The sequence below is a fragment of the Flavobacterium sp. 245 genome, from assembly GCF_004362055.1.
Taxonomy (GTDB): Bacteria; Bacteroidota; Bacteroidia; order Flavobacteriales; family Flavobacteriaceae; genus Flavobacterium.
Genome location: NZ_SNXB01000008.1, coordinates 1 through 16,588, shown reverse-complemented (window position 1 = coordinate 16,588; position 16,588 = coordinate 1). Strand labels below are relative to the sequence as shown.

Below are 16,588 nucleotides of genomic sequence, written 5' to 3'. Positions count from 1 at the left end.
TCTTTAACTGCTTTTCTATTTATTATGTTAATCAAAATACAATCTTTTTAGTGGTAGTATTTCCATTCTCTAAAGTCACTTTTACCAATAAAACTTGACTTGTGGAGCGGAAATTCAGCAATTGCAATTCTGTTGCGTTAATATTTTTTTTCTCATAAAGTAGTTTTCCTGAAAGATCAAAGACCACAACATCTCGAATTGCTTCTCTGTTTGATATTACTTTTATGTCTTTGAATTTAATTGAAACCCAAACATTATTTTCTACATTCGAAACGTCGTCAACCCCTAGCGATTTATCAGAATATCGAAGTATGAATCGATCAGAAAAAGTGCCGACTTCCGTGGTAAATGTATAATTCCCTGTACGAAGGTTGTGTAATTTGTTTGTCAATTTATCTTCTAAATAAATAGGCGTCAAAGTTAGTGCGCCATCAACATGATAAATTGAAATCGTAAAATCACCAGCAATTGTTGTACGGTATCCTAACGGAACAGCATCTGTATTCTTAAGAGGCAAAGCACGACCTTGGATTGCCAGTTTATGATCGTTATTAATACTATAAAAATCCAGATATTTATTTCCGTCGAAACTATTGCCATCATATTTTCTGTCGTATTCATTTGTTGCGCCTTCTATATAACCAACCAGCAATTGCTTATACGCGCCCTCAGTATTGGTCATATTCAGCCAAACCCTATTTCTTTCAAGAGCTATATTTTTAGATTTTTGATCTGTTTTAAAAAATTGTGTATTTGCATCTCCCCCCCTTCGCATAGAATTATTAAAAACGAGAGTTCCAGATGCAGCTACTCCTGCAAAAAAAGATTGTCCAGCTCCAATATTTCCACTTGGAGGAGTATTATTATTTCCCACAGCATCATCACCTGACCCAGCGGCCGTGCCTACACCTCCTGTTAAATTATAAGTTGCATAATCATCAGACCCATATTGATAAGCGCCTCCTAATACCACTGGCGTATTATGCGTCCAAAAATAAAGAGTACCCTCTAATATTGAGCCATTTATATTTATAAAATCGTCTGCATTTAAAGCAGATGGATATGGATTTCCTACTAAAAAGAACCTTTCTGCAATTACATTTTCACCTGTAATATTACCGTTATTGGGAACTCCAATAAACAAAGCTGTAAAATTACTTCTAATAGTATTCGAGAAATTTTCAGGGCCGCGAATAATGTATCCCTTTCCAACAACCATGATCTTAGACGGTGCTTCTGCTACCCAATTATAGCCATTATGGCTATATAATTTATCTGTTTTCGTTAAAGGTGAAACATCTATAATCGCTTGAGGACTTACTGGTGTTGACCAATACACATAATCGGCTTGGCGAATGGGAAAAGTATTCCGTTTATAAATAATATTGCCTGTGTTTAAATTATTGTCTGGGCTTGCCTGCAATAAACTTGCGCCATCTTCAAAAATTAATTTACCCAAATTAACATGAACTCCTTTGACTAAATTTAAGGTCTTTCCGTGCTGAATAGTAACTTCGGCATCATTACTAATCGTGCAGGAACAGGCATTTATATCTTTACTTAAATCATAATCTCCTTGAAAATCAATTAAATCATCAAACGAAGGATCTGTAGTTCCGTATGACCATGAACTTCCATTCCAAGTATTTAATTGAATTGTGATTTCAGCTGAATACGTTACAGAACAGCTATTTTCTATCGCAAATTTATATTTCCCAATAGGCAATCCTGAAATTGTTAACGAAGTTCCTGTATAAGCACGTGGCGTGATCACTGTTCCATCAGACTGTAAAATATTTCCTGAGCCAGATAATCCATTTAAAGTAATACTTCCCGTAGGTGTTGTGCAAGTCGGCTGCGTAAAGCTAAAAATGTTTGGTGCGGCCGGAATGGGATCTACATCAATTCTTGTTTCGATTGCAAAATCTTCAGGACAACTTCCGTTTTTTACAACAGCTCTGTAACTTGTACTTTCGGTCAATATTCCAGGCTGATAGGTAACTCCGGTATGACTAATGGGTTGCCAAACATACGGTATTGTAGTGGCATATTCCCATCTGACAATCGTGCCAACGTAATTGTTTAATGTCAACAACGGACTTGGATTTCCTTGACAAATATGGAGACCTCCATTCACGACACCACGTTCCGTTTTTATTACCGATGTCGTATTAGTCGCATTGGCAACCGCAGGGCATCCATTGGAAGAGTATTTAACCGTAACTGTTTTATTGCCTGTAGTCGCCCATTGTAAAGTCACTGTACTACTGGCAGATGAGATGTCACCAGAAATTATATTATAATCGATTCCCGCGGTTCCAGGAACTGACCAAACGTAATTTGTCTGTCCTGGCTGTGTTGTATAAGTAACATCAGTACTAATACAAACTGAAGCCCCAGGCTGAACCGAAAAAGCGGGTATCGGAATTTGATTAACCGTGACGGTTGCCGCTATAGAACTTGTTGAAGAACAAGCGCCGTTTTGCACCACAGCTCTAAACTGTGTTGTTTGCGTTAATGGACCAGAAGTATAAGTTGCTGCTGTATTTGCAATGGGAGTCCATACAGAAAATGGGTTAACTGAAGATTCCCAATTTAAAACGGTACCTGTATTTCCGGTTAAAGTTAAAACACCGCTTGCTGAACCGCTGCAAATAGTTGTTCCTCCTCCAACTGTTCCCCCAACTGATGGGGAAGAAACAACAATGCTTGCAGTATTATTAGAAGAGATATCGGCAAAACAAGCTCCTGAAGTTAATTTACTTATTGTAATATTTCTGGTACCAGCCGTAGTAAATCCTGAGAGTACAAAGCTTCCTGTTCCGGCTGTTGTTACTGTCGTTTCTACCGTTAATCCATTACTTACTGGATTAGTCAAATTATAAGTAACTGAGTAAACCCCAACTGGCAAAGAAGTCTGAGATCCTGTTAGTGTTATTGTTGTATTTCCTAATGTACTGCAAACAGGAGAAGCCGATACCCCAGTAATACCATACGAAGGACATATATAATTTACATTAATCAGGCCAGCTGCACCTGCTCCACCAGCCTGCGGTGCTCCCAATAAAGAATTCATTGCACCACTACCACCACCGCCTGGAGGTGAGCCAGGTTTTCCGGGAGCACTCACTAAAGCGACACTTGTAATACCAGCGCCTCCGGCACCACCGCCGGTATCACCACCTTTTCCACCAGCACCAGAACCTTGCAACAATCCAATAAGACCAGTACTGCCAGAACCTCCATCTACTCCAGAAGTTTTTTTAATTGAGCCAAATGAATCCGTATCCAATCCGCCTTTACCTCCTGCAGGAGTTCCACCAGAATTGTTTGCAGTTCCTGCTTTTCCTCCAGCTGCTAAAAAAATGCCCTCAAATCCTAAAATAGTAGAGTTTCCTCCCGAAGCGCCAGTGGCAGGAATTCCAGCAACTCGTATACTTAATGTTGCTCCAGGTACAACCGTAATTTTCCCTTTTGCGTAAGCACCGCCGCCGCCACCTCCAGCACTTCTTCCATCCAAAATGGCACCACTTGCTGCTCCTCCCGAACCTCCAGCACCCCAGCCTTCAACATCCATAGAAGTAACTCCTGCTGGAACAAACAAAGTATTATCTGATGGATAAGTATGTGGAGGCTGTGCCCATAAAGAACTATAAACGAATATTAAAAGAAGACACAATTGCAGCTTATTGCCTTCTGTAGATTGTTTTTGTGGTTTTAAATAATCTGAAAATAAAATCAAGATTTGAAAAAGTGATACTTGAAGTAGAGATTTTTTCATACGACAGCATTTTAAAAATTAATAAAAGATTCCAGAGGATATGAGAATCATTTTCAATTTTAAATACCTAAAAGCTATACAGAACTTAAAAACAATGTTCTATAACTTTTACCAAATTAAGATAGACGTGCAAAATTATATTTGCTTACAAAGTGAGGTATCTAAAAATAATGATCGGTCGTTTTGGCAAATAAAAAACTAGATTAGTTTTCTTTAAAAGTCATTAAATCTGCAGTATGACGGGCTTTTATGTTGTTTATCGAATTAAAACAACAACAAGGTACGATTTTCTTTACAATACCTAAAAAATTTTAACTTAAAAATAAAGACTTTAACATTACCGGTAAGCTGTTTATTCGAATCACTTAAAAACGAAGAAAAGAATGTTAAAACCTATTTTACAATCAATTCTAAAACAAAAAACCATTCCTGAAATGGAATGGTTTTTCATAAAACGAAAAGGTATATTCTTTTAAAAGATAATTTTTGAAGTTGTTAAACTTCCGTTTTCTAGCGCCACTTTTATAAGCAACACCTGATTAGATGATTGAAGATTTAAGATCTGAAGTTCATTTTCTCCAATATTTGATTTCTCATAAATTAGTTTTCCCGCAACATCAAAAATATAAACTTTAGCAAGTGTTTCAATAGTTGAATTAACTTTGATTACTTTATCTTTTACTGCTATTAAAACCTTGCTTTCTGTATTTTCAACATCACCAATTCCTAAAGATTTGTTAGTGTAACGCAATACGAAACGATCCGTAAAAGTTCCGGCAGCCGTCTTAAATGTATAATTGCCTTCTCTTAAATCATGAATAGTTCCAGTTAATTTATCTTCTAAATAAATAGGTTGCATATTCATATTTCCATCTGTTTTACTGATAGCTATTTTAAAATCTCCATCAATAGTACTTCTATATCCCAGTTTTACAAAATCAATATCATTAAAAGGCAATGCACGTCCTTGAATTGTCAATTTATTGTCATTAATAACGCTATAAAAGTCAATGTATTTATTTCCATCAAAGCTTAAGCCATCAAATTTATTGTCGTATTCATTACTCGCACCTTCAATATAACCCACCAGCAGTTGTTTAAAAGCTCCACCAGAATTAGTCATACTTAGCCAGATTCGATGCTTTTCAATAGCTTTTGTTTTTGATTCTTTACTTGGTTTATAAAATTGGCCATTCTCTGCACCTCCATTTCTCATAGTGTTATCAAAAACAATATTTCCAGAGGTTGCAATTTTAGCAAAGAAAGATTGTCCTGCCCCTATTTGACCACTTGGTTCGCTTGCATTGTTTCCCACAGCATCATCACCTGACCCAGCAGCTGTACCTACACCTCCTGTTAAATTATAAGTCGCATAATCATCAGATCCATATTGATACGCACCTCCTAATACTACTGGAGTATTATGCGTCCAGAAATAAAGAGTGCCTTCTAAAACTGGTGAATTAGTATTTATAAAGTCATCCGCATCTAAAGCAGATGGATATGGATTCCCTATTAAAAAGAATCTTCCTCCAACTACAGCTTCACCTGAAATATTTCCATTATTAGGAACCCCAATAAATAGTGCTGTAAAATTACTTCTAATAGTATTCGAGAAATTTTCAGGACCACGAATAATGTACCCCTTTCCAACAACCATGATCTTAGAAGGTGCTTCTGCCACCCAATTATAGCCATTATGGCTATATAATTTATCCATTTTAGTTAAAGGTGAAACATCTATAATCGCTTGTGGACTTACAGGTGTAGACCAATACACATAATCGGCCTGACGAATCGGAAAAGTATTCCGTTTGTAAATAATATTACCTGAGTTAATCACATTATTTACTTGAATCAAACTAGCCGCATTTTCAAACATTAAAGTTGCATCATTTCCTGAGTCGACAATAACTTGATTTTCGATGGTTAAAGTATGACCCGAATGAATAGTAACTTTTTTTCCGGCATTAACCTTACAAGAACAGCCGCTCAAATCACCTGTCGAATCATAATCAGCTGCGAATTCAAGTATATCGGTAGCAACAGGAGTTCCATTAGACCAACTTCCACTGCTATAGACATTTGTTACTGGAGCCTTTATTTCGATATTAATTGTTGCCAAAGACGGACAATTTACACCTTCATGAATAGTAAAAGTATAATTTCCTGGAATTAAATCAGGAACTATAAAATCCGGATCGGAAGTATTATAAACATTCGAAACTGTGCCCGACTGCGTGATTATCCAATTAATTCCCGTCAGCAAGCCATTTAATTCTATACTTCCTTTTGGATGAACGCACGTAGGATGAACAATTGTACCAATAGTAGGCGTTACTGGCAAAGGATTAACCGTTATTGTTCCAATGGCATTTACTGATCCACAACCACCTGTTAAAGGGATTGTATAGTTGAATGTTCCTGTATTTGTAGGCGTTCCGCTGATTGTAATTGTATTTGATGACCATGCCACCGTTATTCCCGGTGGTAAACCTGACGGACTGCCTATACCAGTTGCCCCTGTTGTTGCATGAGTAATATTTGCCATTACGGTATGATTACAAACTATTGGAGACGAAGATGCTGTACTAGCCGTATTTAAATTTACACTTATAGTTCCGGTTGCATTATAAGTGCCACAACCACCGATTAAAGGAATGCTATAATTAAATGTTCCCGTATTTGTGGGAGTTCCGCTAATTGTGATTGTATTAGATGCCCACAATGCTGTAACACCAGATGGCAAACCTAATGGAGTTCCTATACCAGTTGCTCCAGTTGTTGTATGTCTTATATCTGGCATCAAGGTATTAACACATAAAACAGGTGATGATGAAGCTGTAGTTACTGTGTTTTCTGGCCGAACAGCAATAGGATATATATCTGAAACAGTATATGCAGTTGCACACGGTGGTGAAGCTGTAACTGTCAAAGTCAGCGTGACTTGTTTTCCGGCATCTCCCGCTGCGGCAGTATAAGTTGGCGTTAAAGTTGTATTATTCGAAAGCGTTCCTAACCCATCATGCGTCCATAAAACAGTACCATTTGCTACATTCGCTTCTCCTGCACCAACAGTCGCAGCACCATTGGAACAAATAATTTTAGAACCCGTAATAGAAACAGTAGGGGCCGCTTGAATATTTATTGTATAAGTTGCCGTAGCAATTTGAGGTGCGCAAGTGTTATTGCTGGTGACTGTCATTGTTAAAATAACAGTCCTAGCTACACCACCCTGAACGGGAGTATAAGTTGGATCAACTATATCATCTCTATCAAGAGATCCCGACCCACCGCTAAAAGTCCATTTAATAGTTCCATTTGAAGCTGATGCACCCGTTACCTTAGCTGAACCATTGGAACATATTGTTGTAGAACCGCCTGCTGTTGCTGTTGGCAATCCTTCAATGGAAATCACTTTCGGATCTGATGTCACACTGCTGCAACCACCTGCAGCAGTTACTTTTACTGTATAACTTCCAGATGCCGTTACAAAAATCTCCTGAGAAACTTCGCCTGTTGACCACAAATTTCCTGTTGCAGAGCTGGATGTAAGTTTAACACCATCTGTTTGACAAATAGTCAAAACACCATCTGCTGTAATAGTTGGCTTAGTTGGCACTGCGACCGTCGCATAAGTTATTACTGCTGAATCCGAACCTGTTCCACAATTATTTGTTGCACGAACTCTATAATAATATGATGTGCCTGCTGTCAAGCCTGTTACATCTTTTGTTAGTACATTACCCACGTTCAAATTATTATATCCTGGCAATATTCCACTATTAAATGTAGCCAATGGCTGTGTTGAAACATCAATGCTATAACTAGTAGCAGTTAGGGAAGAAGCCCAATTTGCAGTAATTTGTGAACAATTTTGTCCTGTACCTGCACTCGCGATCGGAGCTGCCGGAGCACCGGTTCCTCCTGTAGTTGTACTAGTAGATTGTATTGCTGATGGACCAGTCGTTCCACAACTATTAATAGACTTTACTCGATAATAATAAGGTGTGTTAGCTGTTAAGCCTATAATATTTACAGAGAGAACATTTCCAACGTTTAAATTATTATAATTAGCCAATATACCGGTTCCAAAATTCATTCCACCAACTGTTGAAACCTCAATACTATAGCTTGTTGCTCTTGCTGCACTACTCCAATTTGCAGTAAATTGCGAACATGTCCTTCCTGTCGCCGCTGCTGGATTAGATACTGCCGGAATGCCAGCTACGTTTGAAACCGTCGTAGTAGTTCTTACAGAAGAATTAGCACCAGCTCTACAATTATTTACTGCTCGAACTCGGTAATAATAATTTGTACTAGGGGATAATCCCGTTATATCTTTTGTTAAAACATTCCCAACATTTAAAGCATTATAACCGGCAACAAAAGTCGCAAAGGTATTCACCGTTGAAACATCAATTATATAACTTGTCGCACCTGGAACTGAATTCCAATTTGCTGTAAATTGCGCACAAGTAATAGTTGTACTCACATTTGTAGTTGGAGTTGCAGGAGTAGTCAATGTTGCATAAGTAATAATGTTGGAGCTTGAACTTATACAAGTTCCATTATATGCTCGAATTCTATAATAATATGTAGTACCTTCTATGCCTATAATAGCTTTTGATAGCACATTACCCACGTTAAGTGCATTATATCCACTTACAAATGAAGCAAAATCACTTACTGTTGATACATCCAACTCATAATAAGTTGCACCTGCAACTGCCTGCCAATTTGCCGTAATTTGTGTACAGGTCGCATTACTTCCTGCAGTAGCAACTGGAGCCGTGCCAGATGAATTTACTGTAACTGTTGCTGTATTATTTTGGATCATAGGTGAACTGCAATTTTCTGAGGCTAAAGCACTTGATCCTGATGATAAAGCTGTAATTTTTATTGTTCTTGTTCCTACAGTGGTAAAACCGGTGGCAATAAAACTTCCAGTTCCTGCCGTAGTGACTTTCATTGATGCTGGAGTCTGCGCTGTACCTTGAATTTCATAAGAAACAGAATAAAGTCCTATTGGCAAATTTCCTGTCAAAGTAATTTCAGAAGATGTCCCTGAACATACATTTACAGCTGTTGCAGTTGTATTAGTTAAACTATATATATAACAGTTATAACTAATAGTTACTTTTCCGTCGCCACCATCACCGCCACGTCTGGCTGAAGCTAAAAAAGAAGATCTTCCGCCACTTCCTCCTCCACCAGGCGCTACACCAACATTTCCAACACTAGAGGTAAAAGCGGTTCCAATGCCTACTCCTCCAAGACCACCGCCATTTGCACCATTTCCTCCAGCACCAGAACTAGTAATTGAACCTGTATCATCTGTAAAACCGAACTCTCCATTTCCTCCTGCACTTCCCGAAAGTCTGGTTGTTCCTGTAGAATTTACATCAAGGCCTGCTGCACCACCTAAAACTAAACTTCCATTATTTAATAAGCCTCCTTTTCCTCCTTCTGCTAAAATGGAATATCCAGTTATTCCTGAAAATCCTCCTGCGCCTCCATTATCGCTCGTAACGCCTTTCCCGCCAATACCAACGACAACAGATAATGTTTCTCCTGATGTTATTGTTAAACCTGTACTAGCAAAAGCACCACCACCTCCACCAGATCCACCTCTTGCACCACCAAAACCCGGATTTGTTGAACTTCCGCCGGCACCACCGGCACCCCATGCCTGTACGGTGATATTTGTGACACCTGCAGGGCTAACAAATGTTTGTGTACCTCCTAATGTAAATGTTGCTGTAGTTTGTGCCAAAAGAAAAACAGGAAGGCAAACTAATACTAAAATAAGTAATGTTTTTTTCATACTGTAGCTTTTTAAATAACAAAAATTAAATTCAGATTTAACTGAAAATTTATTCTGCAATTCTAAATACCACATCTAGAAGGAATTCTAGCAACAAGGCCTGGATAGTAAAAAAAATAATCGTAGTAAAGTAATTCTATTCCCTAAATTTGGTATTTAAATGTCAACATGCAGTATTTAATTTTAGGAAGAAGAGGGGCGGTAAAAAGCAATTTTAATTAAATGTTTGTTTTCAATTCAAAGTGCAAAAATTAACTATAGAATTGTCGCACAAATAGTTTGAAAACATGCTTAAACAATTTACAAATTTTTAACAACTATCTAAAAAACAAGCGTTTATAATTTTAAATTATTTTTAATTCGCTGCTTTTTAAGTAATTTCTCTCAAATTGTTTTTTTTTATGTTACTGGTCTTTTAAATTTTACAAATCATCTGAATAAGTAAAAGTTGTTTTTTTTGAATCTTCCTGACAATTTTAAAAATCAGAGATGATTTAAAAAAAATCATCAAAAAAAACGTCTAGCCAACTCAAATTCTGCAAAAAAAGTGCAAAAAAAAATCTGTTTGAGAAGAAACAAACAGATCATTTTTTAATAAAAAAACTATTTAAAAAACCACTTTTTTAGCGACTGAAAAATCATTTTCTAAAGTAACTTTTACTAGTAAAACTTGATTTCTTGAATTTAGATTCGGAATAGAAAAATTAAACGCATTTATTTTAGTTCTTTTATAAAGAATTTTTCCTGTAAGATCAAAAACTGTTGCTTCTTTAATAAATTTCTGCGGAGCTTCAATATGAATAAGTTTGTCTTTTATATAAACAAAAACAGCATTCGAATTATTTTCAAATTCATCAAAATTCAATTCCTTGTCCAAATATTTCAATTCAAACCTATTATCAAAAGTTCCTTTCTCCGTTTTAAATTTATAAGGACCCTCTTTTAAGTTATACAATATTTCTTTTTCCTTATCGAGTATATAGATATTTGAATCTGAAAATTGGCTGTCGATATGGTCAATGCTTACATTAAATTCTCCGCTAATCGAGGTTGTATAACCTAGCGGGACAGAATCGGTTTTATCGAAAGGAAAAGCTCTGCCCTGAATAACCAAATTTTTATTTTCTGCAAGACTATAAAAATTCGCAAACTCATTGCCATTAAAAGATTCTGCATCATAATTCTCATCATATGAATTTGAAGCGCCAGCTATATATCCAACTAATATTTGCTTAAAGACACCCTCTTCATTCGTTAGGTTCAGCCATATTCTTTGCTTTTCAATTTCATTTTTTTGAATTTTACCGTTTTTATTAGGTTTGAAAAAGGTAGAATTTCTTTGCTGCATTCTCATCTTGTCATTAAACTCAATCATACCCGCATTTTTGCATCCAACAAAAAAAGCTTGTCCTGACGCTATTGTCTTATCAGGAACACTTTCGTTTACACCATTAGCCAGACTTCCTCGAGTACCAACGCCACCAAGTAAATTGTAAACAGCATAATCATCAGATGAATATTTGTTATTAGAAATAGGAGTATTATGCGTCCAGAAGTACAAGGTCCCTTTTATTTTTGATTCGTTTTCTCTCAAAAAAATATCAGCATCAAGTGTACATGGGTACGGATTTCCTATTAAATTGAAAATCACATTTCCAATCTTTAAATTAACATTCACTTTTCCATTATTCGGAATTCCTTTAAAAGTTGCCTGATAACTTGCTGGAACATTTGCCGAGAAATCTTTTGGTCCTTGAATAATATATCCCTTGCCAAGTGACATTATATTTGTTCCATTTTCTTGATTCCAAACCCGTACCACAGGATCGTAAGAATAATATTTGGTTGAGGAAGGCGAAACATCAACCAATTTTTGAGTCTTTACAGGAGAAGACCAATACGTATAATCTGATTTTAAAATAGGTGATGAATTTCGTTGTAAATGAATAATTCCTGTATTGATGATATCATCATCTGATTGATATAAATTTGCTGAATCTTCTAAAATTAAAGTTCCTAAGCCAGAATATGAAAACTCAATTCCCAGTGTATTTCCGCTCAATAAAGTAACTTTCTTGCCCACATCAATAGTACAACTGCAAACATTAGCTGTTGTTAATTCTGGATAATCTTCTTTAAAAAATAATTCTTTTCCGCCTGACGGAAAACCATTTGACCAAGAATTTCCATTCCACATTGTTGATTCTAAACAAAGTTTCAATCTGGCAATTCTGTGTTTAGAAATCCCAGAAACCGAATTAAAATCTCCTCCAATCAAGAGTTTAAAATCTGACGAAAAACTCATTGCAAATAATTTGTTGTTTAGCTGAGCATCAAAAGACATATCAATACTTCCTGTTTTTAATAATCGTATCAATCGCAACGATGGAGTAGTTTTATAACTTCCTGAAAAAGTGCCGCCCGCTAAAATACGATCATCTGCCTGTATTAAAATACTTCGCACATCTCCTTTACTAAAACCAGAACCTGACTCAAATGTGGCATCTAAACTTCCGTTTGCATTTAATCGTAAAATTCTTTTCTGGGCTCCATCATTAAAAGTGGTAAAAGAGCCACCAACAATTATTTTTTGATCAGACTGCAATGCCAATGCATATATGTTTTTATTAAATCCAGTTCCAATCGCAAATGTTGGATCAATACTTCCGTTTGCATTTAAGCGTACTAAACGGAGAAAAGGAATTCCATCAAAAGCAGTAAATCGTCCCGCAACCAGAATTTTTCCGTCAGGCTGCAATAAAATTGCTTCAATAATGGCATCGGCACCAACACCAGAATTAAAACTAGTATCTCTCAAACCATTAGGCATAAGCCGTACAATTCGGCCAGCACTTACATCATTATATTTAGTAAAGCCACCCGCAACAATAATTTTTTCATCAGGTTGTATTGCCATTGCATAAACTTGGCTATTACAGCCAGAAGTCACATTAAAAGAGGGGTCAACTGCTCCGTTTGGTAAAATCCGTACTATTCGATTGATCATTGTTTCATTGTACTTTGTAAAATTTCCGCCTATAACAATTTTTCCATCTGGCTGCAAAACCGCTGCTTTAATTAAATTATTAGCACCGACTTGTCCAAAATTAAAATCAGGATCAGAAGAACCATCTTCCAAAAGCTTAGCAATTCTGGAAACACTAGCACCATTAAACTTTTTAAAATTGCCAAATACCATTGATTTTCCTTCTTCCAAAGACAAAATTTTATAAACCGAATTATCAAGCCCAATTCCCGATGCCAAATATCCTGTATCGTATTCACCATCTGAATTAATCTTAGCCAATCTTCCTTGGTTTAAACCGTCAAAAACCAAAAATGAACCTCCAATATACCACGCTCCTTCAGCATCAGTTTCTAATGCAAAAACAGAAGCTGTTGCCGGGCCCGATCCAAAATCAATATCGTTTTTTAAAAGACCGAAACTGTCTAATAAACAAACACGATTAACGCTGGTTCCATTATAATTTCCTGTAAAAGATCCGCCAACCATTATATTCCCAAAGGAATCTGTTTTAAAAGCTAAAACAGCTCCAGAATTAAAACCCGAACCCACAAAAAAAGAAGTGTCTACACTTCCGTCTTGCATTATTCTAATAATTCTGTTTGCTGTGATGCCATTATAACTAGTAAACTTTCCTCCTAGAAGAATTTTGCCGTCTGACTGCACTGTCATCGTGCTGACCTCACTATCAAAACCTTCTCCTACATTAAAAGTTAAATCAATTCGCCCATCATTATTTAAACGAAGAATTCTATTGATTTGTGTACCATTAAAAACAGTAAAGTTTCCTGACAGCAGTATTTTGTCATTATTCAAAACTTTGACATTTTTTATAGTCGATGCCCCCGAACCTACAAAAGAAGCATCTAAAGATCCGTTCGTCAAAATTCGGGCTACATAATTTGCTGTGCTATTATTGTATTTTGTAAAACTGCCGCCAATGATTATTTTTCCATCAGACTGAATTGCAATATCATAGATTATTCCTGTGGTTGCTCCAATTGAAGTATTAAATGAGGTATCAATACTGCCGTTTGGATTTAAACGAATGAGTCTTCCTGCATTTATCCCGTTGTATGAGGTAAAACTACCACCTACAAGTATTTTGCCATCGGGCTGTATATATGATGCATAAATTTTTCCATTGAAACCACTTCCTGTATTAAAATTTTCATCTATAGTACCATCTGGCGTTAAGCGGGTCAAATAAGGAGATGGAATTCCGTTAAGGTTTAAATATTCACCGCCAACTATGAGATTTTGATCGGATTGCAAAGATAAAGTCTGAACAGAATTATCAAATCCATCTCCAATTGAACCATCGTCGAGGGTATTAAAAGTGACATCAACTTTCCCTTGTTGTCCATAAAATTCAAAATTTCCCAAAAATACAGTCAGAGTGACTGCGTAAAGTAATTTTCTAATCAAAGCCAAAAAATCAGATTAATTAATAATATGCGAATTTTCTGAAATTTAAGAACTCGATTATATTTGTACAATACCCACTTTTAGTGATATTTATAGGCCAATAAAAAAAGCCATTTCTCTGATTGAGAAATGGCTTTTTTGCATTAAAGCTATTTTTTATTTATTGAAAAATAATTTTTCTTGTTGTTTTATATCCGTTTTCAAGCGTTATATCAACTAATAAAACTTGATTGCTTGATTGTAGATTTGAGATCACCAATTCTGATGTTCCTGCTTTCTTTTTAGTATAAAGCAATTTTCCAGCGACATCAAAAATCGTAACATCTTGGATGGCTTCGTTTGAAGAAACCACTTTCACCGCTTTATCTTTTACTGAAACCGTAATACCTTTTTCAATATTTTCGAAGTCGCCTGTTCCCAAAGATTTATTCGTATATCTTAAAACCAAACGATCTGTAAAAGTTCCAATTGCTGTAGTAAACGTATAATTGCTTTCTGTTAAATCATGAATCTTACCAGTAGATTTATCCTCAATATAAATTTTTTGAGTCGTCATATTACCATCAACATTATTGATCGAAATTGTAAAATCTCCAGCAATTGCAGAACGATAACCTAACGGAACTGTATCAGTATCTGCAAAAGGCAAACCACGTCCTTGAATTGCTAATTTGGTATTTTCATTAATACTATAAAAGTCTACATATTTATTAGCATCAAAACTTTCTCCATCGTATCGATCGTCATAAGCATTGCTTGCTCCTTGTACATATGCCACAAGAAGTTGTTTGAAAGCTCCTTCCGTATTCGTCATATTCAGCCAAATGCGGTGTTTCTCTAACAATGTTCCTTTCGAATTTTTCCCAGGTTTGTAGAATTGACCGTTTAGTGGTAGTCCATTTATATCTAAACCTCCAGTTCGCATATCATTTGTAAAACTTATAGTACCTGTAGTCTTAATTCCAGCAAAGAAACCTTGTCCAGCTCCAATAAAACCAGTAGGCGCGCTATTGTTGTTTCCTGAACTAGGAATAGTTCCAGATCCTGCCGGTGTTCCAACTCCTGTACCACCGCTCAAATTATAAACAGCATAATCATCTGCTCCATACTGATAAGCACCGCCTAAAACTACTGGAACATTATGAGTCCAAAAGTATAGTGTTCCTGTTAAATTTGAATTGTTGCTTATAAGTTCATCAGCAGATAAAGCTGAAGGATAAGGGTTTCCAATTAAATAAAATTTATTACCAGTCATTACCTCACTTGTAATACTACCATTTATAGGAGTTCCTGTAAAAGTTGCCTCAAAATCATTTCGTACCGTATTTGAAGTTCCTTCCGGGCCACGAATGATATAACCTTTACCCTCAACCATAATAGTACTTCCTGGTTTATAAATCCATCCAGAACCATTATGAGCATACATTTTTGTAGGATCTGTTAATGGTGAAACAGCTCCCAAAGTCATATTATAAACTGGTGTTGACCAATACACATAATCGGCCTGACGTATTTTGGTGCTTTTACGTTTATATTTAATAGTTCCTGTATTAATCGTTTTGTTTGTAGTAGTCTGCATTAAACTTGAGCTGTCCTCAAAAATTAATTGACTTCCAGCAACAACATGTACTCCATTTGTAACGGTTAATGTTTTTTTACCATCTACTGTTACAATTGCATTATTGCTTACTCTAACAGAGCAGTACGTTACATCTGCAGCTACAGTGTAGTCACTTGCAAAATCAATATAGTCATCTGAAGTTGGAGCACCATATGTCCATGTGCCACCACTATAAGTATTTGCTACTACTACAACTGGTGCTGAGTATGTTATCGTGCAACCGTTATCAACCGCAAATCTATAAGTACCTGGAACTAATCCTGTAACAGTATGTGTACTTGATGTGAAAGCAATTGTTGTTATTGTTGTACCATCATTTTGTAATAAATTTCCTGAAGCTGGTAAACCACTTAATTCGACACTTGCTCCTGCAGAACAAGTTGGTCGTGATGGTGTTGCAGCAGTTGGTGCGGGATGATTTGGATTAATTATTAAAGGAATTGTTGCAGTGCTTGAACAGCTTCCGCTTGTCACGGCATACACAACTGTTACATTTCCTGCTGTAACTCCTGTTACAACTCCTGCATTTACAGTTGCTGAACCGGTCCCATCTACAATAGACCATGTTCCTCCAGGCGTTGTATTTGTAAAGGCTGGAGTTAATGAACCAACACAAGTTGAGGTTGCTCCTCCTGTGATTGGGTTTACGGTTGGGAGTGGGTTTACAGTTACTGTCCAAGAGCCTATTGAAACTGCTGCAGTAGTACTGCACGATCCATCTTTTGCATAACGCCTGTAGCTTGTCGTTGCAGTAAGTCCTGCCGGAGGTGTATAAGTTGAAAGTGTAGCGCCTGCTACGTCAGCTGTATAACCGTCGGCAGAAGATCTCCATGAATACGTTATAGGCGCATCGCCACCGCTTGCATCAGTCGTGCTTCCGATTGTTGTTGCCGGTGTTCCGCCGTA

The 16,588-nt window shown here is 36.6% G+C and carries 4 protein-coding genes; all 4 read right to left on the bottom strand.

From position 1 onward, the window contains the following. Window positions 1–31: 31 nt before the first annotated feature. Window positions 32–3,781 carry a T9SS sorting signal type C domain-containing protein gene (locus EV145_RS15325; protein ID WP_133526080.1) on the bottom strand — a complete coding sequence of 1,250 codons (3,750 nt, stop codon included), beginning with the start codon at window positions 3,779–3,781 and terminating at the stop codon, window positions 32–34. Window positions 3,782–4,253: 472 nt separating this feature from the next. Next, complete coding sequence (locus tag EV145_RS15320; RefSeq protein ID WP_166638469.1) at window positions 4,254–9,608, bottom strand: T9SS sorting signal type C domain-containing protein; 5,355 nt, start codon at window positions 9,606–9,608, stop codon at window positions 4,254–4,256. A 607-nt stretch (window positions 9,609–10,215) separates the two neighbouring features. Continuing rightward, complete coding sequence (locus EV145_RS15315) at window positions 10,216–14,019, bottom strand: T9SS sorting signal type C domain-containing protein (protein WP_243739271.1); 3,804 nt, start codon at window positions 14,017–14,019, stop codon at window positions 10,216–10,218. A 202-nt stretch (window positions 14,020–14,221) separates the two neighbouring features. Continuing rightward, the coding region (locus EV145_RS15310) for a T9SS sorting signal type C domain-containing protein (protein ID WP_133526077.1) at window positions 14,222–16,588 on the bottom strand (2,367 nt) is incomplete at its 5' end.

Excerpts from the sequence above, each read along its gene's own strand:
- EV145_RS15325 (WP_133526080.1), bottom strand. The coding sequence starts at position 3,781 with ATGAAAAAATCTCTACTTCAAGTATCACTTTTTCAAATCTTGATTTTA.
- EV145_RS15320 (WP_166638469.1), bottom strand. The coding sequence starts at position 9,608 with ATGAAAAAAACATTACTTATTTTAGTATTAGTTTGCCTTCCTGTTTTT.